This window comes from Pseudomonas sp. TMB3-21, assembly GCF_054898145.1.
On the sequence record NZ_CM142718.1, the window covers coordinates 1,814,139 to 1,835,715 of the forward strand.

Consider the following 21,577-nt stretch of genomic DNA (forward strand, 5'->3'; position numbering starts at 1 on the left):
GATGTACGCCTATTTTCGGGGTGGCATCTTCAATGAAATTCAAGGACCTTCGGGATTTCGTGCAGCAACTTGAGCAGCGCGGAGAATTGAAACGCATCCAGATTCCCGTGTCTCCAGTGCTGGAGATGACGGAAGTCTGCGACCGCACGCTGCGCGCCAAAGGCCCGGCACTGCTGTTCGAAAACCCGACCGGCTATGACATTCCGGTGCTCGGCAACCTGTTTGGCACCCCCGAGCGAGTGGCCATGGGCATGGGCGCCGAAGCGGTCAGCGAGCTGCGTGAAATCGGCAAACTGCTGGCATTCCTCAAGGAGCCCGAGCCACCGAAAGGGTTGAAGGACGCCTGGTCGAAGCTGCCGATCTTCCGCAAGATCATCGCCATGGCGCCAAAAGTGGTCAAAGACGCGGTCTGCCAGGAAGTGGTCATCGAAGGCGACGACGTCGACCTGGCGATGCTGCCGGTGCAGACCTGCTGGCCCGGCGACGTCGGTCCGCTGATCACCTGGGGCCTGACCGTCACCAAAGGTCCGAACAAGGATCGCCAGAACCTCGGCATCTATCGCCAGCAAGTAATCGGCCGCAACAAGGTCATCATGCGTTGGTTGAGCCACCGTGGTGGCGCGCTGGATTTCCGCGAGTGGTGCGAGAAGCATCCAGGCCAGCCGTTTCCGGTGTCCGTTGCACTTGGCGCCGACCCGGCAACGATTCTCGGCGCCGTCACGCCGGTGCCGGACAGCCTCTCCGAATACGCCTTCGCCGGCTTGCTGCGGGGCAATCGCACCGAGCTGGTGAAATGCCGCGGCAACGACCTGCAAGTGCCGGCCACTGCCGAGATCATCCTCGAAGGCGTGATCCATCCGGGCGAGATGGCCGACGAAGGTCCGTACGGAGACCATACCGGTTACTACAACGAAGTTGACAGCTTCCCGGTGTTCACCGTCGAGCGCATCACTCACCGGATCAAGCCGATCTACCACAGCACTTACACCGGCCGTCCGCCGGATGAGCCGGCAATTCTCGGCGTGGCTTTGAACGAAGTGTTCGTGCCGATCCTGCAGAAGCAGTTCCCGGAAATCACCGACTTCTACTTGCCTCCAGAAGGTTGCTCGTACCGCATGGCCATCGTGACCATGAAAAAGTCGTATCCCGGCCATGCCAAGCGGGTAATGCTGGGTGTCTGGTCGTTTTTGCGACAGTTCATGTACACCAAGTTCGTTATTGTCACTGACGACGATATCAACGCGCGGGACTGGAATGACGTGGTGTGGGCGATCACTACGCGCATGGACCCCAAACGCGACACGGTGATGATCGACAACACGCCGATCGACTACCTCGACTTCGCCTCGCCTGTGTCCGGTCTGGGCTCGAAAATGGGCCTGGATGCCACGCATAAATGGCCGGGCGAAACCACGCGCGAATGGGGCCGGGTCATCGTCAAGGACGAAGCCGTTACCCGTCGGATCGATGACATCTGGAATCAGTTAGGAATAGATTGATGCGCGTAACCTTGCAGCCCTCCGGTGCAGTGCTTGAAATCGAACCGGGCGAGCGGATTCTCGATGGCGCACGCCGTCTGGGCTACGACTGCCCGCAAAGCTGCCGCAACGGCAATTGCCATGTGTGCGCGGCGCTGCTGGTCGAAGGGCGGGTCGAGCAGTCCGGCACTGTGCGCGACCATGGCGAGTTCTACACGTGCATCGCAGAGCCACTGGAAGATTGCATCGTGCTGTGGGATGGCGTGCTCTCACTGGGAGAGTTGCCGGTGCGCGGCCTGTCGTGTCAGGTCATTGAGTGCAGAGACGTCGGTGGCGACACGTTCCGTGTGCATCTGCGAGCCCCGGCCGGCAAGCCGCCGCGTTATCACGCCGGCCAGTACCTGATGATCGAACGAGAGAATGGCGAGAAGTCTGCCTTCTCCCTCGCCTCGGCACCGCACTCGGGGCGCGATCTGGAGATTCATGTGCTGGCGCGCGAAAGCAGTGCGCTGAACCTGATCGAACAGCTCCAGCGCAATTCATTGGTGCGCATCGAGATGCCTTTCGGCGATACCCACCTGGCGGAATTGCCAGACGGTCCTCTGGTGCTGATTGCAGCAGGAACCGGCATGGGCCAGGTCCACGGCCTGATCGAACATTGCCGCGCTGCAGGCTTCAAGCATCCGGTGCACTTGTACTGGGGCGTGCGCCGTCCTGAGGATTTCTACGAGATCGAACATTGGGACGAATGGCTGAAGTTGCCCAATCTGTTCCTGCACAAAGTCGTCAGTGACCAATGCGGCTGGCAAGGCCGCTGCGGTATGTTGCACCAGGCAGTGTGCGAAGATTTCCCTGACCTGAAAGCGTTGCATGTCTACGCCAGTGGTTCCCCGGCGATGGTCTACGGCACGCTGGACGCGCTGGTCGACGCGGGGATGGATGCCCATCAGATGCGCGCTGATGTTTTTGCGTATGCGCCTCGCTCTTGAGCCTCGCTCTTGATTCTAGATCCCTGTGGGAGCGAGCCTGCTCGCGATGGACTCGAGAGCGACGCAGTTATCCTGACTTCCCGCGTAATCGTTGACGATCATCGCGAGCAAGCTTGCTCCTACAGGCATATAACTCCCCATATAGCCGATCGGTATTTATAGAATATTATAAATACCGGTAGGTTATATCTCTCTCAGGCATTAATTAAATAACTGTGCCATGGCACTTAAATTGCCTGAAACATATGTGCCTTATTGTTTCAGCGGTGCGTTCTATTAAGTAATTCATTATTCGCGGGGAGCTGAACGCTAATCGCCATGAGCGCTATTGAATCGTCTTTGTTGAATCTGGCTTACCCTCCGCGGCTCGATCTGGGGCCGCAGCTTACGCACGAACAATTGCTCGGTTCCATGCAGTCGACCATGGCTCGCCACAAAGGTGGGCCGGTCTGGCTCTTCGCATACGGCTCACTGATCTGGCGTCCTGAATGCGCGGCTGTAGAGCGGATGCGCGGACGGGTGCATGGCTACCATCGCGGTTTGTACCTGTGGTCCCACGAACATCGCGGCACGCCGGAAGTGCCGGGGCTTGTCTTTGGTCTGGATCGCGGCGGCTCATGCAGCGGGTTCGCTTATCGCCTGCCTGAAGAACAACTCGACGCATCGCTTTACGCACTGTGGCAACGCGAAATGCCGTTCCCGTCTTATCGTCCACACTGGCTCAACTGCCGTCTCGAAGATGGCAGCCAGGTTCAGGCGTTGGGATTTGTCCTGGAGCGGCATCTGCCCAGCTATGCCGGCAACCTGCCGGATCATGTTCTGAGTCACGTATTCGAAAACGCTTGCGGGCGTTACGGCACCACTCGCGATTATGTCGAGCAGACCGCCAACGCCCTGCGTAGCCACGCCATGCCAGACCGGAATCTGGAGGCGCGGCTCAAGCGCTGCAAATCACAGGTCGATCAGGCAACCGCTTCCCGGCTCTGACTGGCGACTTGCTTGTGCCACAGGGTTGGCGCAAGAAACGCCATCGCCAGCAGACACGCCCCGATCAGCAGCACGAAACCGCCATCCCAGCCGAAGTGGTCCACGGTGTAGCCCATGGCCGCACTGGCCGCGACCGATCCGCCCAGATAACCGAACAGGCCCGTGAAACCCGCAGCAGTGCCGGCGGCTTTCTTCGGCGCCAGTTCCAGTGCCTGCAAACCGATCAGCATCACCGGGCCGTAGATCAGGAAGCCGATCGAAACCAGTGCGATCATGTCGACCGTCGGGTTGCCGGCCGGGTTGAGCCAGTAGACCAGCGTTGCCACGGTCACAAGCGCCATGAACACCATGCCGGTCAGGCCACGGTTGCCGCGGAAGATCTTGTCCGACATCCAGCCGCACAGCAGCGTCCCCGGAATACCCGCCCACTCGTAGAAAAAGTACGCCCACGAGGTTTTGTCAACGGTGAAGCCCTTGGCTTCCTTGAGGTACGTCGGTGCCCAGTCCAGCACGCCGTAGCGCAGCAGATAGACGAAGACGTTGGCAAGGGCGATGTACCAGAGCATTTTGTTGCGCAGCACGTATTTGACGAAGATTTCCTTGGCGCTGAATTCTTCTTCGTGACTGGCGTCGTAGCCTTCCGGGTAATCGTTCTTGTACTTCTCGATCGGCGGCAGGCCGACCGATTGTGGCGTGTCGCGCATGGTCACGAAGGCAAACACCGCCACCACCATTGCTACGGACGCGGGCACATAAAACGCCGCGTGCCAGTCATTGAACAGGCCCATGCCGAGTAGAAACAACGGACCGATCAGGCCACCGCCAACGTTATGCGCCACGTTCCACAATGACACCACGCCGCCGCGTTCCTTCTGCGACCACCAGTGAACCATGGTCCGCCCACTCGGTGGCCAGCCCATGCCCTGCGCCCAGCCGTTGATAAGCAGCAGGATGAACATGATGGTCACGCTGGACGTCGCCCAAGGCGCGAAGCCGAATATGAACATCACACCGGCGGAAACCAGCAAACCGAAAGGCAGGAAGAATCGCGGGTTGGAGCGGTCGGACACGATGCCCATCAGGAACTTGGACAAGCCGTAAGCAATCGCGATTGCCGACAGCGCCAAGCCCAGCTCGCCGCGGGTGTATCCCTCTTCGATCAGGTACGGCATGGCCAGCGAGAAGTTTTTGCGCAGCAGGTAATACCCGGCGTAGCCAATGAATATCCCGGCGAAGATCTGCCAGCGAAGGCGTCGGTAGGTGTTGTCTATTTTTTCTTCAGGCAGAGGAGCCTGATGTGCGGCAGGTCGAAAGAAAGCAAACATTCAGAAGCTCCAGATTTCTTGTTATGGCTGCGGATGCGAATGTTACAGTTTCGTTACCGAAAATAGCACTGGTTCGCATCGACCAAACAGCGGAAATTATGGAGATTGCATGTTCGTTTAAGAACATGTCGCTGAGGCGTAAGTGAAGGACGTTGTGGGAAAGCTATCCGATGGCCCCTCATAGCGTTGTAGCAGCTGGCGTAGCCTGCGTCGGGTTGCGAAGCGACACCGCTTTCAGGCCAGCCTCGCAACCGAACGCAGCCTCCGGTAGCTGCTACAAGTCATGTGTTGGACTGCTTATCTAACCTGTACAACGACTTTGCCAACAGCTTTGCGCTGCCCAAGATCATTGATCGCCTGCGCCGCTTCGCTCAGCGGATACACCTGCGACACCAGTGGTTTCAACTTGCCCTCAGCGAACCAGCCAAACAACTGCTGGAAATTCGCCGCGTTGTCCTGCGGCTGGCGCTGGGCGAAGGAGCCCCAGAAGACGCCGATCACCGCTGCGCCTTTGAGCAGGGCGAGATTCACTGGCAGTTCCGGGATGCGTCCGCTGGCGAAGCCGACCACCAGCAAGCGGCCGTTCCAGGCGATGGCGCGAATGGCTTGGTCAAAGAGGTCGCCGCCGACCGGGTCGTAAATTACGTCAGCGCCTTGGCCGTCGGTCAGGCGTTTGATTTCGTCCTTGAGGTTGGTTTCGCTGTAGTTGATCAGTTCATCGGCACCGGCTGCCTTGGCCACGGCGAGTTTCTCGGCGCTGCTGGCGGCGGCGATCACGCGGGCGCCCATGGCTTTGCCGATTTCCACCGCAGCCAGGCCGACACCACCGGATGCGCCGAGCACCAGCAGGGTCTCACCGGGTTGCAGATTGCCGCGTTGCTTGAGCGCGTGCATCGACGTGCCGTAAGTCATGCTGAAAGCGGCGGCGGTGTTGAAGTCCATCGAGGGTGGAATCGGCAGCACGTTGTAACCGGGCACGGCGACTTGCTCGGCAAAACTGCCCCAGCCGGTCAGGGCCATGACTCGATCACCGACTTTGAGGTGACTGACTTTCTCGCCCACGGCGCTGACTACGCCCGCTGCTTCGCCACCCGGGGAAAACGGGAAGGGCGGCTTGAACTGGTATTTGCCCTCAATGATCAGCGTGTCCGGGAAATTCACCCCGGCGGCGTGCACGTCCAGCAGGATTTCGTTCTTCTTCGCGACAGGACTGGCGACGTCTTCCAGCACCAGCGATTCGGCAGGGCCGAAGGCTTTGCACAGCACGGCTTTCATCAGGGCTATTCCTTTGGGAGTGATGGCCGATAAGTGTAGGTGTGTGAGTCAACGGGTCAACGAGCATGCCCCGCCCTGATAGTCAGCCATAAGCTTGTGCTTGCGTGTCGGGTGGTTATGCTAGGCCGCAAACCGGATAAGGAGCGAATTGTGAAAGCGTGGATCATGTTGTTGCTGGCCCTGTCTCTGCCCGTGGCAGCAGTGGCTGAAGAAGCCAAGGAAGGAGAGACGCCGAAGGTGAATTACATCACCTTGAGCCCGCCGTTCGTGGGCAATTACGGGCTGGACGGTACGTCGAAGCTCAAAGTCTACAAGGCTGACGTGGCGTTGCGGGTGACCGGCGAGGAGTCGACCAAACTGGTCAAGGCCAACGAGCCGTTGATTCGTAATCAGCTGGTGGCGTTGTTTGCACAGCAGACCACTGAGGCCATGAATAATGTTGAAGCCAAGGAGAAGCTGCGGCAGGAAGCACTGAAGCAGACTCAGCAGATCATGAGCGATGAGACGGGTAAGCCGGTCGTTGAGGATTTGTTGTTTAACAACCTGATCATCCAGTAATGCTGGATTTGTAGGAGCCGGCTCGCTGGCGATAGCGATCTCAGAATCGCCATCGCCAGCAAGCCGGCTCCTACAGACCGTATTTCAGATCTTCCATCGCCAGCAAGCCGGCTCCTACAGACCGTATTTCAGATCTTCCATCGCCAGCAAGCCGGCCGAGATCAGCGCAGCGCAATCACCGCCGCCCATTGCTCATCGGTAACAGGCATCACCGACAACCTCGATCCCTTCTTCACCAGCGGCATCTCCGCCAGGGCTGTCTGCTGCTTCAAATAATCCAGCTTCAGCACCTTCGCAAACGTCTTCACATGAGCGACATCAATCGCGCTCCAGGCGTTTTTTTCTGCGGTGGCCTTGGGATCGTAATAATGACTCTCGGGCTCCAGCGCCGTCGGGTCTGAATAAGCCGTCTTCGCAATTTTGCCGATACCGGCAATCCCCGGCTCCGGGCAGCTGGAGTGATAGAAAAAAAACTCGTCACCCACCGCCATCGCCCGCAGGAAGTTGCGCGCCTGGTAGTTTCGCACGCCGTCCCAGCGCGCATTGCCGAGCTTCTCCAGATCGGCGATCGAGAACTCGTCCGGCTCCGATTTCATCAGCCAATAGGCCATGGTTTTTGCTCCTTGCGAGTCAAGTGGGCAAGTTGTCGGGCAATTTTATGACAAACCGACAGTCGGTTGACGCCAAAGTTTGCGTGTCGGTTCACGTTGCCGCAGAATGCCGGCCTTCTAAGCTTGACGCTGCTGCACGGCCTAAAACGGAAACCGCTGCTGTCATCGTGTTGATATGCCTTTGGGGGGCAATCGATGAAACGCAAACCGGATTTACTATGGATATTGGTTATTTTGTTCGGTCTCGGCGTCGTAACCACCGGTTATGCCCAAAGCTTATGGTCCAGCAAGACCGAGGCGCCGCTGGAAATCGCCCAGCAACACCAGTCGTCGGCGCTCAAACGCTGAGATCATTTTCCAACGCCGCTGATTCCAGTGGCGTCTACCCTGCGAAATACCACGCCTTGTCCGTCACCGTTCCTTGCAACGGCACGTCCCAGCTCGCTTGAGCCAATCGTTCGACCTTCTGACATTCATGGGCCAGCCCCAGCAGCGTCGGCTTGCGCCAGTTTTTTCGTCGCGCCAGGTAGGCCAGGCTTCGATCATAGAAACCACCGCCCATGCCCAGGCGCCCGCCGACATCGTCAAACCCTACCAGCGGCAACAGCACCAGATCGAGCGCCCAGACTTTACGTTGGCGGGCCAGGTTATGCCCAGGCTCCAGGATCCGGAAGCGATTGGGTTTGAGTTTTTCGCCAGGGCGAACGCGCTGGAAGACCATTTTGGTCCGCGGCCATGCGCTGAGCACCGGCAGGTACGTCGCCTTGCCGCGGCGCTGAGCGGCACGCAGCAGGATGCGCGGGTCGATCTCGCCGTCAGTCGGCAGGTACAGGGCAATGTGTTTGGCGCGCCGGAACAATGGCTGATGAGCCAATTGCTGGTACAACCCGCGGGCGGCCTGACGCTGCTGATGGGGTGTCAGTGCGCGGCGGGCCTTGCGCAGCATGCGTCGAAGTTGCGGGCGGGGTAGCAGCGCAGGTTCGGTCATGGATTCGGCTTCGGCAGGACGGGCACGGAAACCGTACCCATAAAAAAGCCGATGCCGATAATAAAACCGGCATCGGACTGGAATCAGGCTCCCCGGAAGAACCGCTGCTGACTTAGCCCTTGAACCCGAAAGTTCAAGGTGGAAGATGCAGTAGGCTTTAAGGCTTTCCGTCTAGCGGACATGCACACCAGCCCAACGTGCAGCCTCCAGGGTAGTGCGAATCGGCTCAGGGACGTGGTCAACTGGCAAGCACCCCAGGGAGTGCTGCGAGTATAACCCAAGCGGCTCGGCGAATCAGCCCTTGCTGACGTCCGGATCGGTGGCGAGCACCAGATCGACGCGGTCCAGCAGGTCGCGAACCTGCTCGCGGGTCGAGCTGTTGGCCTGCACATCCGGGCGTTCTGCCTTGTGCAGAAGATCGTGAGTGATGTTCAACGCGGCCATCACAGCAATACGATCGGCGCCGATGACTTTGCCGCTGCTGCGGATCTCACGCATCTTGCCGTCGAGGTAACGGGCAGCGCTCACCAGATTGCTGCGTTCTTCCTGGGGGCAGATGATCGAATATTCTTTGTCGAGAATCTGCACGGTAACGCTATTGCTTGAACTCATGAGTCTTGCTCCAGGGCCTTGAGGCGCGAAATCATCGATTCGACCTTACGCCGGGCGATTTCATTTTTTTCAATGAGGTGAGCGCGTTCCTCGCGCCAGGTTTTTTCCTGAGCTAATAGGAGTCCGTTTTGACCCTTAAGTTGCTCGACCCGATTAATTAGCAGTTCGAGTCTGGCCATCAGCGCTTGCAGGTCGGTGTCTTCCATTGTCTTCACTGTCTGATGGTTATTGAATTGCAGGAGCGGGCCTGGACCGGGCGGCGTTCGGACGAACATCCCGGGAACGCCGCAGTGTGTCAGGTTTCCGGCGGTATCGTTGGCGACCATGCCGAGCAGGCTCGCTCCTACAGAGGAGTCGATGTAGGATACAAGGCCTCCATTCTAGACATAGCGCCGTCTGGCGCCTAGCTGCCCATGCCCATTCAGAATTCCCCGTACCAAGCCTTCGCCACATTGCTGAGCACCAGCGGTCATCCTGTCTCGCCTGCCGAGCTGCACGGTCTGCTGCTAGGCCGCAGTTGCGCCGGTGCCGGTTTCGAAGCCGACAGCTGGCTGGCGGATGCCGCCGAACTGCTCGAAGGCGAGCCCCAAGACAACGTTCGCAGTGCCTTGATCGGTCTGCAAGAGATGGTCAAAGGTGAACTGACCAGCGACGACATGACCGTCGTGCTGCTGTTGCCGACCGATGACGCGCCGTTGACCGAGCGCGCCGTCGCACTGGGTCAGTGGTGCCAGGGCTTTCTCACCGGTTTCGGCCTGACTCGCCGCGAGTACGCGCTGACCGACGAGGCCAAGGAAGTCTTGCAGGACCTGGCGGCGATATCCCAGGTGCAGGACGCGCTGGAAGAATCCGACGACGGTGAAAGCGATTACATGGAAGTCATGGAGTACCTGCGCGTCGCGCCGCTGCTGCTGTTCACCGAGACCAAGAAAACCGACGAAGCAGCCGCGAAACCGTCGTTGCATTAACTGCGAGCCAGGAAAAGCCATCTGCCCATGATTCATATCCCGAAATCGGAATACGGCCGTCGCCGCAAGGCGCTCATGGCGCAGATGGTACCTAACAGCATTGCCATTCTGCCCGCCGCCGCGGTCGCCATCCGCAATCGCGACGTCGAGCACGTTTACCGTCAGGACAGCGATTTCCAGTACCTCAGCGGTTTCCCCGAGCCGCAAGCCGTCATCGTCCTGATGCCCGGTCGCGAACACGGCGAATACATACTGTTCTGCCGTGAGCGCAATGCCGAGCGGGAATTGTGGGACGGTCTGCGTGCCGGCCAGGAAGGCGCCATCAGCGAGTACGGGGCCGACGATGCGTTTCCCATTACCGATCTCGACGACATCCTGCCGGGCCTGATCGAAGGGCGCGACCGGGTGTATTCGGCGATGGGCAGCAACCCTGAATTCGACCGGCACCTGATGGACTGGATCAACGTGATCCGCTCCAAAGCGCACCTCGGCGCCCAGCCGCCCAACGAATTTGTCGCGCTGGATCATCTGCTGCACGACATGCGCCTGTATAAATCGGCAGCAGAAGTGAAAGTGATGCGCGAAGCCGCACGGATTTCCGCCCAGGCGCACATTCGCGCCATGCAGGCCAGCCGCGCCGGACTGTATGAGTTCAGCCTTGAGGCCGAGCTGGATTACGAATTTCGCAAAGGCGGGGCAAAGATGCCCGCGTATGGCTCCATCGTCGCCGCCGGGCGCAACAGTTGCATCCTGCATTACCAGCAGAACGATGCAGTGCTCAAGGACGGCGACCTGGTATTGATCGACGCCGGCTGCGAAATCGATTGTTACGCCAGTGACATCACCCGTACCTGGCCAGTCAACGGCAAGTTTTCAGCTGAACAGAAGGCGATTTACGAACTGGTGTTGGCTTCTCAGGAAGCCGCATTCGCCGAAATTGCCCCGAACAACCACTGGAATCAGGCGCACGAAGCCACCGTCCAGGTGATCACTGCCGGGCTGGTGAAACTGGGCTTGTTGCAAGGTGATGTTGACGAGTTGATCGCCAGCGAAGCCTATAAAGCGTTTTACATGCACCGCGCCGGTCATTGGCTGGGCATGGATGTGCACGATGTCGGCGAGTACAAGGTCGGTGGCGAGTGGCGCGTGCTGGAGGTCGGCATGGCGCTGACCGTGGAGCCTGGCATTTATATTGCTGCAAACAATCAAACTGTGGCAAAGAAATGGCGCGGCATTGGCGTGCGCATCGAGGACGACGTGGTGGTGACTAAAACCGGCTGTGAAATCCTGACCCATGGCGTGCCGAAAACGGTCGCCGAGATCGAGGCCTTGATGGCTGCGGCGCGGGCGCCAGTGGCATGAGTCGAGTCAATCTGGCAATCATCGGCGGCGGTCTGGTCGGGGCGAGCCTGGCGCTGGCCTTGCAGGCGGGGGCCAAGGCCCGCGGCTGGAGCATTGTCCTGATCGAGCCGTTCGCGCCGGGCGATACCTACCAACCGAGCTACGACGCCCGTTCTTCGGCGTTGTCCTACGGCGCCCGGCAAATTTATCAGAGGCTGGGCGTTTGGCAGGAAATCTCCCGCCGGGCTGAACCGATCAAACAGATCCATGTGTCCGACCGTGGGCGTTTTTCCACCGCGCGGCTGTCGGCAATGGAAGAGGGCGTACCGGCTTTGGGCTATGTAGTGGAAAACGCCTGGCTTGGCCAGTGCCTGTGGCGAGGCCTGGACAAGGATGTTGTGACTTGGCGCTGCCCCGCCGAAGTGACCCGCATGGAGCCACTGGCCGACGGCTACCGCCTGACCCTGAATGACGAAACCACGCTGGAATGCGATCTCGCGGTGCTCGCCGATGGCGGCCGTTCAGGCTTGCGCGAGCAGATGGGGGTCGGCATCAAAAAGCGCCCGTACAACCAGAGCGCGCTGATCGCCAACATCACCCCGAGCGAAGCGCACAACGGCGTGGCGTTCGAGCGGTTTACCGACGATGGTCCGATGGCGTTGCTGCCGTTGCCGGAAAACCGCTGCGCGTTGGTGTGGACCCGTCAGGGCATGGACGCGCAGCGCTTGGCCGCACTGGACGAGCGCAGTTTCTTAAGCGAATTGCAGGGCGTGTTCGGTTATCGCCTCGGCACGCTGAAACAGGTGGGCGCGCGGCATCTGTATCCGTTGTCACTGATCGAGGCCGAGGAGCAGGTGCGTCCGCATCTGGCGATCCTCGGTAACGCCGCCCACAGCCTGCATCCGATCGCCGGCCAGGGTTTCAATCTGTCGCTGCGCGATGCTCAGGCGTTGGCCGATGCACTGCTCGCCAGCGCGACGTCCCCCGGCGATTTTGCAACGCTGCAAGCCTATCGCGAGCGTCAACGGCTGGATCAGAACCTCACCGTGGGTTTCTCCGATCAGGTCACTCGTCTGTTCGGTAGTACCCAGCCATTGGTGTCGCTGGGGCGCAATCTCGGTCTGCTCGGGCTTGATCTGCTGCCACCGGCCAAACGCTGGTTTGCCCGTCAGGCCATGGGGCTGGGTACGCGTCCCGATGTTTGATTCAAATAATTTTTTTCAGCGGCTTACGCCGCAAGCGAGGCAGGCTTAAAGCATGGACATGCGCGCAGATCTGCTGATTGTCGGGGCCGGAATGGTCGGTAGTGCCCTGGCGTTGGCGTTGCAGGACAACGGGCTGGAAGTCCTGTTGCTGGACGGCAGCCCGATGAGCGTCAAACCTTTCGATGGCCAGGCACCGTTTGAGCCGCGAGTGAGCGCGTTGTCTTCCGCGAGCCAGCGGATACTTGAGCGGCTGGGCGTATGGGACGGCATTGCCGCCCGACGCAGCAGTCCATATACCGACATGCATGTCTGGGACGGCAGCGGCACCGGGCAGATTCACTTTTCGGCGGCCAGCGTGCACGCCGAGGTGCTCGGGCATATCGTCGAGAATCGCGTGGTTCAGGATGCCTTGCTCGACCGTTTACACGAGTGCGACCTGGGCATGCTGGCCAATGCGCGCCTGGAGCAGATGCGCCGTTCCGGCGATGACTGGCTGTTGACCCTGGCCGATGGCCGCACATTGCGTGCCCCGCTGGTGATCGCCGCTGACGGCGCCAATTCGGCGGTCCGGCGGCTGACCGGCGTGGCGACTCGCGAATGGGATTATCTGCACCATGCGATCGTCACCAGTGTGCGATGCGCCAATCCTCATCAGATGACCGCGTGGCAGCGGTTTACCGACAGCGGTCCGTTGGCGTTTCTGCCGCTGGAGCGTGACGGTCAGCAGGATTGGTGTTCGATCGTCTGGTCGACCACACCGAATGAAGCTGAACGCCTGATGGCCCTGAATGACGCAGCTTTTTGTCTGGAACTGGAGCGCGCCTTTGAAGGACGGCTGGGCACGGTGCTCAGCGCTGATCCGCGTTTGTGCGTGCCGCTGCGCCAGCGTCATGCCAAGCGTTATGTAGCTGAAGGCTTGGCGCTGATCGGCGACGCTGCGCATACCATCCATCCACTGGCGGGTCAGGGCGTGAACCTCGGTTTCCTCGACGCTGCCGTGCTGGCTGAGGTGCTGTCGCAAGCCGTGGCGCGAGGTGAGCGTTTGGCGGACGTGAAAGTTCTGAGCCGCTACGAACGTCGACGCATGCCGCACAATCTGGCGTTGATGGCGGCAATGGAAGGGTTTGAACGCCTGTTCCAGGCCGATCCGCTGCCGGTGCGCTGGCTGCGTAATGCAGGGTTGAAGATGGTCGACGGGATGCCCGAAGCCAAGGCGTTGTTCGTGCGGGAGGCGCTGGGGTTGATGGGTGATTTGCCGGCGCTGGCCAAGGCTTGAGACTGGCGCTGGGGCTGATGGCCTCTTCGCGGGCAAGCCCGGCTCCCACAGTTTTAGCGTCAGTCGCAGATTTGCATTCCACACAAGTCCTGTGGGAGCTGGGCTTGCCCGCGAAGGCGTCGGTACATCAGTACATTTCTGTAATCGTGCAACATCTGGTAACGCCTCCGGCAACTGACCGATTGAGAAGCTAAATGTGAGTCTTTATCATTTACCCTCAATTTCAAACGAGAGACCGCCCCCATGTCGGCACCGAAGCGCCTACTGACCGCACTGGCCCTGTCCCTGATCAGCAGCACTGCAGCCCAGGCCGCCGACGAAGTGGTGGTCTACTCCTCGCGCATCGACGAACTGATCAAACCGGTTTTCGATGCCTACACCGCCAAGACCGGTGTTCAGGTGAAATTCATCACCGACAAGGAAGCGCCGCTGATGCAGCGCATCAAAGCCGAGGGCGAGAATGCCACTGCCGACCTGTTATTGACGGTCGATGCCGGTAACCTCTGGCAGGCTGAGCAGATGGGTATCCTGCAACCGTTCACCTCGAAAACCATCGACGCCAATATTCCACTGCAATACCGCTCGTCCACTCACGCCTGGACCGGCCTGAGCCTGCGCGCGCGGACCATCGCCTACTCCACGACGCGAGTGAAGCCAGGCGAGCTGACCACTTACGAAGCTCTGGCTGACAAGAACTGGGAAGGCCGCTTGTGCCTGCGCACCGCCAAGAAGGTTTATAACCAGTCCCTGACTGCCACCATGATCGAAGTGCACGGCGCCGACAAAACCGAGAAAATTCTCAAGGGCTGGGTGAACAACCTGTCGACCGATGTTTTCTCGGATGACGTTGCAGTGCTGGAGGCTATCAACGCTGGCCAGTGCGACGTCGGCATCGTCAATACTTATTACTACGGTCGCCTGCACAAGCAGAAGCCAGATCTGGCGGTGAAACTGTTCTGGCCGAATCAGGCGGATCGCGGCGTGCACGTAAACCTCTCAGGCATCGGCCTGACCAAGCACGCGCCGCACCCGGAAGCAGCCAAGGCATTGGTCGAGTGGATGACCACGCCTGAGGCACAGAAGATCTTTGCTGACGTGAACCAGGAATTCCCAGCCAACCCAGCGGTGCAACCTTCTGCAGAAGTGGCGAGTTGGGGCAAGTTTGTTGCCGATACCCTGCCTGTGGAAATTGCCGGCAAGCGTCAGGCTGAAGCGATTCGGATGATGGATCGGGCTGGCTGGAACTAAAGCTCAGGAGATCGCAGCCTCGTTTCACTCGACAGCTCCTACAGCGGGATGGCGTACCCCTGTAGGAGCTGTCGAGTGAAACGAGGCTGCGATCTTTTTGCATTTTCCCTACACTCCACGATTTATCCGCGAGAGCCCTTTCTTGGCCCACCCCGCCCAACGCCGCTGGTATCCCCTGGTCTTCGCCATCGCCGCGCTGGTCCTGCTGCCATTAAGCGTCTTGCTGTTGTCATGGCAAACCATCGATCAACAAATCTGGTCCCACCTGTGGGACACGCAAATGCCACGGCTGCTGGGCAACACGTTGACGCTGGTATTCGGCGTCGGCATTGGCGTAACGCTGCTGGGCGTGAGCCTGGCCTGGCTCACCAGCCTCTGTGAATTCCCCGGCAGAAAATGGCTCGATTGGGCGCTGATGCTGCCGTTCGCCATTCCCGCCTATGTGCTGGCGTTCGTTTTCGTCGGCCTGCTGGACTTCGCCGGCCCCGTGCAAACCCTCCTGCGCGAAGGGTTCGGCATCGGCCTCAGATTGCCTCGTGTGCGCTCCACCGGCGGGGTCATTATTGTTCTGGTGCTGGTCTTTTATCCCTATGTTTATCTGCTGGCCCGCAGCGCATTTCTCGCTCAGGGCAAAGGTCTGATGGAAGCCGCGCGGGTCCTCGGCCAGTCCCCATGGCAAGCGTTCTGGCGGGTGGCATTGCCCATGGCCCGTCCGGCGATTGGTGCCGGTGTGGCGCTGGCGCTGATGGAGACGTTGGCGGACTTCGGCGCGGTTTCGGTATTCAATTTCGACACCTTCACAACCGCCATTTACAAAACCTGGTACGGGTTCTTCAGCCTCTCTACCGCCGCGCAACTGGCCAGTCTCTTGTTGCTGGTGGTGATGCTCGTGCTTTATGGGGAACGTCGCGCGCGTGGCGCGAATCGGGCGAGCAATGAACGGCCACGGGTGAAAGCGTTGTATCACCTGCGAGGCATCAAGGCGCTGGCGGCGACGGGCTGGTGTGCTCTGGTGTTTGCCTGTGCGTTCGTGATTCCAGTGCTGCAACTGGTTGCATGGTTCTGGCAGCGCGGGCGTTTTGATCTGGATGAGCGTTACACCGGCCTGATCGGCCACACGTTGTACCTGGGTGGCATGGCGGCGCTGATCACCGTCAGCGTCGCGTTGATATTGGCATTTGCCCGCCGGCTGGCGCCCACGCGAGCGATCCGCTCCGGTGTCAGCCTGGCCAACCTCGGTTACGCCTTGCCGGGCTCGGTGCTGGCGGTGTCAATCATGCTGGCGTTCAGTTACCTGGATCGTGAGCTGGTCATTCCGCTGTCTGGCTGGTTAGGCGGGGCTGGCAAACCGTTGCTCCTGGGCAGTCTCTCGGCTTTGTTACTGGCCTATCTTGTGCGGTTCATCGCCGTGGCTTACGGGCCGCTGGAAAATAGTCTGGCGCGAATACGGCCTTCTTTGCCCGAAGCGGCCCGTAGCCTGGGTGTCAGTGGGCCACGACTGTTTTTCAAAGTGTATCTGCCGTTATTGCTACCCGGGACCCTCAGCGCTGCGTTGCTGGTGTTCGTCGACGTACTCAAGGAAATGCCGGCGACCCTGCTCATGCGCCCGTTTGGCTGGGACACACTGGCCGTGCGGATCTTTGAAATGACCAGCGAAGGCGAATGGGCAAGGGCGTCGCTACCGGCGCTATCTCTGGTCCTGGTTGGCTTATTACCGGTCATCGGATTGATTCGACGCTCAGCGCATCGAAACGTCTAGGTGCCAGTCCTACACCTTGAGGCTACAATGCGCGGCATTCGGTGCGGTCCGTCCTACAGACCCGGTAGCTGAAATCTGCTAGGACCCCTCTGTTCAGGGGGTTCCAGTGGGTATGCACCGGTCCGCACCCTCGCCACGCCCGGAAGGAGAAACCCATGGGACAGCGTACGCCTCTGTACGACCTGCATCTCGCCCTTGGCGCGAAGATGGTCGATTTTGGCGGTTGGGATATGCCTCTGCATTACGGTTCGCAGGTCGAGGAACACCATCAGGTGCGCCGTGATTGCGGAGTCTTCGATGTATCCCATATGACCGTGATCGATGTCGCCGGGCCGCAGGCCAAGGCCTGGCTCCAGCATCTGCTGGCCAATGACGTCGAGCGCCTGCACAGCCCCGGCCGAGCGTTGTACAGCACCATGCTCAACGAGCGCGGCGGTATCGTCGACGACATGATCGTCTATCGTCTCGAAGAGGGTTATCGGCTGGTGGTCAATGCCTCCACCCGCAATCAGGACATGGCGTGGATGCAAGCGCATCTGGATGGTTTCGATGTCGATCTCAACGAGCGTGCCGAACTGGCGATGCTGGCCATTCAAGGACCCCACGCGCGACACAAGATCGCCGAGCTGGTGACCCAGTCGCGTGGCAATTTGATCCAGATGCTCAAGCCTTTCGAAGGGCAGCCCGACGGCGACTGGTTCATCGCGCGCACCGGATACACCGGCGAAGACGGGCTCGAAATCATTCTGCCGGCCAACCAGGCACCGGGATTTTTTAACGATCTGGTGGGCGCAGGCATTTCGCCGATCGGCCTGGGCGCGCGCGATACTCTGCGGGTTGAAGCCGGCATGAACCTTTACGGTCAGGACATCCATCAGGAAGTGTCGCCGCTGGCGTCCAACATGGCCTGGAGCATTGCCTGGGAACCGGCCACCCGCCAGTTCATCGGCCGCGCGGCGCTGGAAGCCGAACGCACCGACGGTATTCAACACAAACTGGTCGGTCTGGTCCTTGAGGAACGCGGGGTCTTACGCGCTCATCAGGTGGTCCGGATCGCCAATGTTGGCGAAGGGGAGATCACCAGTGGTAGTTTCTCTCCTACGCTTAGCAAGTCGATCGCACTGGCGCGCGTGCCGATGGCAACTGCCGACCGCGCCGAAGTGGAAATCCGTGGCAAGTGGTACCCGGTACGAGTGGTCAAACCGACCTTCGTGCGCCATGGCAAAACCTTGATCTAACCTTTTCCGGCGGGCCTGACCGCTGACAATTCTCTTGAGGACACAGAACATGAGCGATATCCCTGCCGACCTGCGTTTTGCCGAAAGTCACGAATGGGCGCGCCTGGAAGCCGATGGCACCGTCACCGTGGGCATCAGCGATCACGCTCAGGAAGCTCTCGGTGACGTGGTGTTTGTCGAGCTGACCGAGGTTGGAAAAGTCTTCGCTGCGGGTGATCAATCAGGTGTGGTCGAGTCGGTTAAGGCTGCCTCCGATATCTATTCGCCAGTTAGCGGCGAAGTGATTGCGATCAATGAAGAGCTGGGCGGGACTCCGGAGTCGCTCAACTCTGATCCGTATGGCGCGTGGATCTTCAAGCTGAAGCCAAGCAATACCGCAGAGCTGGAAAAGCTGCTCGATGCTGCCGGTTATAAAGCCGCCATCGGCGAGTAAGTCCCGAGCATCATTCCAAAGCCTCGATCCGTCGGGGCTTTTTTTCGCCTTGCAGATCAGGATCAAGATCAAAAGATCGCAGCCTCGTTGCACTCGACAGCTCCTACAGGGGATTGCATTTCAGTGCTCTGCACAGCAATTGTTGGACGCCAGTCAGATCAATGTAGGAGCTGTCGAGTAAAACGAGGCTGCGATCTTCTGCTGCTCAGGGGCCCCATGACATCGGCTGCTATGCTGGTTTGACCGTGTTGCATCGACGCAGAGCGCCAGTCAAGAGAGAGCCCGTCATGTCCCAGTTGCCGTCCTTGAGTCAGTTACGCGACCCCAATGCCTTTCTCCGTCGTCACCTCGGGCCCGATGCCGCCGAGCAGCAGGCGATGCTCGACAGTCTGGGGCTCGGCAGTCGGGTCGAGCTGATCGAACAGACGGTACCGCCGGGGATTCGCCTCAATCGTGCGCTCGATCTGCCGCCGGCGCTTGATGAGCAGGCCGCCCTGAGCAAGCTTCGTGACTACGCCGAGCAGAATCAGGTATGGACCAGCCTCATCGGCATGGGCTACCACGGCACCCTCACGCCGACCGTCATCTTGCGCAATGTCCTCGAAAATCCTGGCTGGTACACCGCGTATACGCCTTATCAACCCGAGATTGCCCAAGGCAGGCTCGAGGCGTTGCTGAACTTCCAGCAAATGACCATCGACCTCACCGGCCTGGAACTGGCCAACGCCTCGCTGCTGGATGAAGCCACGGCTGCGGCGGAAGCGATGGCACTGGCCCGACGCGTCGCCAGGTCAAAAAGCAATCTGTTCTTCGTCGACGAAAACTGTCACCCGCAGACGATTTCCGTGGTGCAGACCCGAGCGCAAGGTTTCGGCTTCGAGCTGATCGTCGACGCTGTGGATAACTTGCAGCAGCACTCGGTGTTCGGTGCGCTGCTGCAGTACCCCGACACCCATGGCGAGATCCGTGATCTGCGTCCTTTTATCGATCATCTACACGCACAGCAAGCCCTGGCTTGCGTCGCCACCGATCTGCTGAGCTTGTTGCTGCTGATCCCGCCGGGAGAATTGGGCGCCGACGTGGTGTTCGGCTCGTCCCAGCGCTTTGGTGTGCCGATGGGTTACGGCGGGCCGCATGCGGCTTTTTTTGCCAGTCGCGAGGAATACAAACGGGCGATTCCGGGGCGAATCATTGGCGTCTCGAAGGATACGCGCGGCAACACTGCGTTGCGCATGGCCCTGCAGACCCGTGAACAACACATCCGTCGCGAGAAGGCCAATTCGAACATCTGCACGGCCCAGGTGCTGCTGGCCAACATTGCCGGATTTTATGCGGTCTATCACGGTCCGGAAGGTCTGACGCGCATTGCCCAGCGCGTGCACCGCCTGACCTGCATTCTCGCCACCGGGCTGGAGCGCCACGGCATCTCGCGTCTCAACAAACACTTTTTCGACACCCTGACCCTGGATGTCGGCGGCACGCAAACGGCGATCATCGAAAGTGCTCAGGCGGCTCAGATCAACTTGCGCATCCTGGGGCGCGGGCAGTTAGGCCTGAGTCTTGATGAGACGTCTGACGAGGCGACTGTTGCAAGACTGTTTGATGTGTTTCTGGGTGCCGATCATGCCTTGAACATCGACGACCTGGACGCTGAATCACTGGCTTCTGGCCTTCCGGACGGGCTGTTGCGCACGTCGCCTTTCCTGCGTCACCCGGTGTTCAGCGCTCATCACAGCGAAACCGAAATGCTGCGTTATCTCAAGCAACTGGAGAGCAAAGATCTGGCGCTCAACCAGTCAATGATTCCCTTGGGCTCCTGCACCATGAAGCTCAACGCGACCAGCGAGATGATCCCGATCACCTGGCCACAGTTCGCCAATCTGCACCCGTTTGTGCCGCAAGAGCAGGCGATCGGCTACTCGCTGATGATCGAAGAGCTGGAGCGCTGGCTATGCGCGATCACGGGCTTCGATGCGATCTGCATGCAACCTAACTCCGGCGCCCAAGGCGAATACGCCGGGCTGCTGGCGATTCGCAAATACCACGAGAGTCGACACGAAGGGGCTCGAGACATTTGCCTGATTCCGTCATCGGCCCACGGCACCAACCCGGCTTCGGCGCAGATGGCCGGCATGCGCGTAGTGATCGTCGAGTGCGACGAGGCCGGTAATGTCGATCTGAATGACTTGAAAGGCAAGGCCGCCGAGGCGGGCGCCAGGCTCGCCTGTCTGATGGCGACCTATCCTTCGACGCATGGCGTGTACGAGGAGGGCATCAGTGAGATCTGCGAAGTTATCCACAGCCACGGCGGTCAGGTGTACATGGACGGCGCCAATCTCAACGCGCAGGTAGGGCTGGCGCGTCCGGCGGACATCGGCGCCGATGTGTCTCATATGAATTTGCACAAGACCTTCTGCATTCCGCACGGCGGTGGCGGGCCGGGCATGGGGCCGATCGGTGTGCGTGCGCATCTTGCGCCGTATGTGGCCAATCATCCGGTGGTGCCCATCGATGGGCCCCTGCCGCAGAACGGTGCTGTCAGCGCCGCGCCCTGGGGCAGCGCGAGCATTCTGCCGATCAGCTGGATGTACATCGCGATGATGGGGCCGCAACTGGCAGACGCCAGCGAGGTGGCGATCCTCTCGGCAAATTACCTGGCGCAACACTTGTCCGGGGCCTTTCCAGTGCTCTACACCGGTCGCAACGGGCGCGTGGCGCATGAGTGCATCCTCGATCTGCGGCCGCTCAAGGCGCTGACCGGTATCAGTGAAGAGGATGTGGCCAAACGCTTGATGGATTATGGATTTCACGCGCCGACCATGTCCTTCCCGGTGCCGGGCACGTTGATGATCGAGCCGACCGAGAGTGAATCCAAGGCCGAGCTCGACCGCTTTATCGGGGCGATGCTGAGTATCCGTGCGGAAATCACAGAGGTGCAAAACGGCAACTGGCCCGCCGAAGACAACCCGCTGAAACGCGCGCCGCATACCTTGGCCGACATAACCGGAGTCTGGGAACGGCCTTACAGTGTCGAGCAAGCCGTGACACCGGACGCGCACACCAAGGCGCATAAATACTGGCCCGTGGTGAACCGGGTGGATAACGTCTACGGCGACCGCAATCTGTTTTGCGCGTGTGTGCCGGTGGATGATTACCGCTAAAAGTCACCCCCATCTTTGTAGGAGCTGGCTTGCCAGCGATGAGGGCGGGACAGCTGAAATGATGTCGCCTGACACTCCATCGCTGGCAAGCCAGCTCCTACAAGGGGTTTTGCGGCGGGCAAAAA

The 21,577-nt window shown here is 59.9% G+C and carries 20 protein-coding genes and 1 other RNA gene; 14 read left to right on the forward strand and 7 right to left on the reverse strand.

Annotated elements, in window-relative coordinates:
• Positions 1-32: 32 nt before the first annotated feature.
• From ubiD to ACYZTS_RS08400, 3 genes are all read left to right on the forward strand, one after another.
• Positions 33-1,499 (forward strand): 4-hydroxy-3-polyprenylbenzoate decarboxylase, encoded by a 1,467-nt coding sequence (gene ubiD, locus ACYZTS_RS08390; protein ID WP_028622053.1) that lies wholly within the window; start codon positions 33-35, stop codon positions 1,497-1,499.
• A complete protein-coding gene (locus ACYZTS_RS08395; protein WP_461995282.1) occupies positions 1,499-2,467 on the forward strand; it encodes a CDP-6-deoxy-delta-3,4-glucoseen reductase in 969 nt (322 codons plus the stop codon). Before ubiD ends, ACYZTS_RS08395 begins: the two co-directional genes overlap by 1 nt.
• Positions 2,468-2,785: 318 nt before the next feature.
• Entirely contained in the window at positions 2,786-3,454 is a 669-nt protein-coding gene (locus tag ACYZTS_RS08400) for a gamma-glutamylcyclotransferase (protein ID WP_461995284.1), read from the forward strand.
• Here the strand turns inward: ACYZTS_RS08400 and glpT are convergent.
• Positions 3,430-4,779 carry a glycerol-3-phosphate transporter gene (glpT, locus tag ACYZTS_RS08405; protein WP_461995286.1) on the reverse strand — a complete coding sequence of 450 codons (1,350 nt, stop codon included), beginning with the start codon at positions 4,777-4,779 and terminating at the stop codon, positions 3,430-3,432. The genes ACYZTS_RS08400 and glpT overlap by 25 nt on opposite strands.
• A gap of 297 nt (positions 4,780-5,076) precedes the next feature.
• Positions 5,077-6,054 carry an NADPH:quinone oxidoreductase family protein gene (locus tag ACYZTS_RS08410; protein ID WP_461995288.1) on the reverse strand — a complete coding sequence of 326 codons (978 nt, stop codon included), beginning with the start codon at positions 6,052-6,054 and terminating at the stop codon, positions 5,077-5,079.
• Between the two features lie 150 nt (positions 6,055-6,204).
• Here ACYZTS_RS08410 and ACYZTS_RS08415 point away from each other — a divergent pair, with 150 nt between their 5' ends.
• Positions 6,205-6,612 carry a flagellar basal body-associated protein FliL gene (locus ACYZTS_RS08415; RefSeq protein ID WP_028622048.1) on the forward strand — a complete coding sequence of 136 codons (408 nt, stop codon included), beginning with the start codon at positions 6,205-6,207 and terminating at the stop codon, positions 6,610-6,612.
• A gap of 161 nt (positions 6,613-6,773) precedes the next feature.
• Here the strand turns inward: ACYZTS_RS08415 and ACYZTS_RS08420 are convergent, their stop codons facing one another.
• Positions 6,774-7,223, reverse strand: coding sequence for an EVE domain-containing protein (locus ACYZTS_RS08420; protein ID WP_028622047.1), 450 nt, complete (start codon positions 7,221-7,223; stop codon positions 6,774-6,776).
• Positions 7,224-7,418: 195 nt separating this feature from the next.
• Here ACYZTS_RS08420 and ACYZTS_RS08425 point away from each other — a divergent pair, with 195 nt between their 5' ends.
• Positions 7,419-7,571, forward strand: a complete 153-nt coding sequence (locus ACYZTS_RS08425) for a hypothetical protein (RefSeq protein WP_152635543.1) — start codon at positions 7,419-7,421, stop codon at positions 7,569-7,571.
• Between the two features lie 34 nt (positions 7,572-7,605).
• Here the strand turns inward: ACYZTS_RS08425 and ACYZTS_RS08430 are convergent, their stop codons facing one another.
• From ACYZTS_RS08430 to ACYZTS_RS08445, 4 genes are all read right to left on the reverse strand, one after another.
• A complete protein-coding gene (locus tag ACYZTS_RS08430) occupies positions 7,606-8,211 on the reverse strand; it encodes a 5-formyltetrahydrofolate cyclo-ligase (protein WP_461995291.1) in 606 nt (201 codons plus the stop codon).
• 85 nt (positions 8,212-8,296) lie between these two features.
• Positions 8,297-8,475, reverse strand: a non-coding RNA gene (gene ssrS, locus ACYZTS_RS08435) — 6S RNA.
• A gap of 30 nt (positions 8,476-8,505) precedes the next feature.
• Positions 8,506-8,823, reverse strand: a complete 318-nt coding sequence (locus ACYZTS_RS08440; RefSeq protein WP_028622045.1) for a cell division protein ZapA — start codon at positions 8,821-8,823, stop codon at positions 8,506-8,508.
• Positions 8,820-9,029, reverse strand: coding sequence for a TIGR02449 family protein (locus ACYZTS_RS08445; protein ID WP_028622044.1), 210 nt, complete (start codon positions 9,027-9,029; stop codon positions 8,820-8,822). Before ACYZTS_RS08445 ends, ACYZTS_RS08440 begins: the two co-directional genes overlap by 4 nt.
• A gap of 207 nt (positions 9,030-9,236) precedes the next feature.
• On the opposite strand from ACYZTS_RS08445, the gene ACYZTS_RS08450 reads away from it, so the two are divergent.
• From ACYZTS_RS08450 to gcvP, 9 genes are all read left to right on the forward strand, one after another.
• Positions 9,237-9,791 (forward strand): YecA/YgfB family protein, encoded by a 555-nt coding sequence (locus tag ACYZTS_RS08450; RefSeq protein ID WP_028622043.1) that lies wholly within the window; start codon positions 9,237-9,239, stop codon positions 9,789-9,791.
• Positions 9,792-9,818: 27 nt separating this feature from the next.
• Positions 9,819-11,153: a Xaa-Pro aminopeptidase gene (gene pepP / locus ACYZTS_RS08455; protein WP_461995294.1), complete on the forward strand. Its 1,335-nt coding sequence runs from the start codon at positions 9,819-9,821 to the stop codon at positions 11,151-11,153.
• Positions 11,150-12,337 carry a 2-octaprenyl-6-methoxyphenyl hydroxylase gene (ubiH, locus tag ACYZTS_RS08460; protein WP_461995296.1) on the forward strand — a complete coding sequence of 396 codons (1,188 nt, stop codon included), beginning with the start codon at positions 11,150-11,152 and terminating at the stop codon, positions 12,335-12,337. Before pepP ends, ubiH begins: the two co-directional genes overlap by 4 nt.
• Positions 12,338-12,395: 58 nt before the next feature.
• Positions 12,396-13,613, forward strand: coding sequence for a 2-octaprenyl-3-methyl-6-methoxy-1,4-benzoquinol hydroxylase (locus ACYZTS_RS08465; RefSeq protein WP_461996378.1), 1,218 nt, complete (start codon positions 12,396-12,398; stop codon positions 13,611-13,613).
• A 243-nt stretch (positions 13,614-13,856) separates the two neighbouring features.
• Positions 13,857-14,861 (forward strand): extracellular solute-binding protein, encoded by a 1,005-nt coding sequence (locus tag ACYZTS_RS08470; protein WP_028622039.1) that lies wholly within the window; start codon positions 13,857-13,859, stop codon positions 14,859-14,861.
• Between the two features lie 142 nt (positions 14,862-15,003).
• Positions 15,004-16,620: an ABC transporter permease gene (locus ACYZTS_RS08475; RefSeq protein WP_461995298.1), complete on the forward strand. Its 1,617-nt coding sequence runs from the start codon at positions 15,004-15,006 to the stop codon at positions 16,618-16,620.
• A 155-nt stretch (positions 16,621-16,775) separates the two neighbouring features.
• Positions 16,776-17,858, forward strand: a complete 1,083-nt coding sequence (gene gcvT / locus ACYZTS_RS08480) for a glycine cleavage system aminomethyltransferase GcvT (protein WP_461995300.1) — start codon at positions 16,776-16,778, stop codon at positions 17,856-17,858.
• A 49-nt stretch (positions 17,859-17,907) separates the two neighbouring features.
• On the forward strand, positions 17,908-18,291 hold the full coding sequence (gene gcvH / locus ACYZTS_RS08485) for a glycine cleavage system protein GcvH (protein WP_461995302.1): 384 nt from the start codon (positions 17,908-17,910) through the stop codon (positions 18,289-18,291).
• A 287-nt stretch (positions 18,292-18,578) separates the two neighbouring features.
• Complete coding sequence (gene gcvP, locus ACYZTS_RS08490) at positions 18,579-21,452, forward strand: aminomethyl-transferring glycine dehydrogenase (protein ID WP_461995304.1); 2,874 nt, start codon at positions 18,579-18,581, stop codon at positions 21,450-21,452.
• Positions 21,453-21,577: the final 125 nt, after the last annotated feature.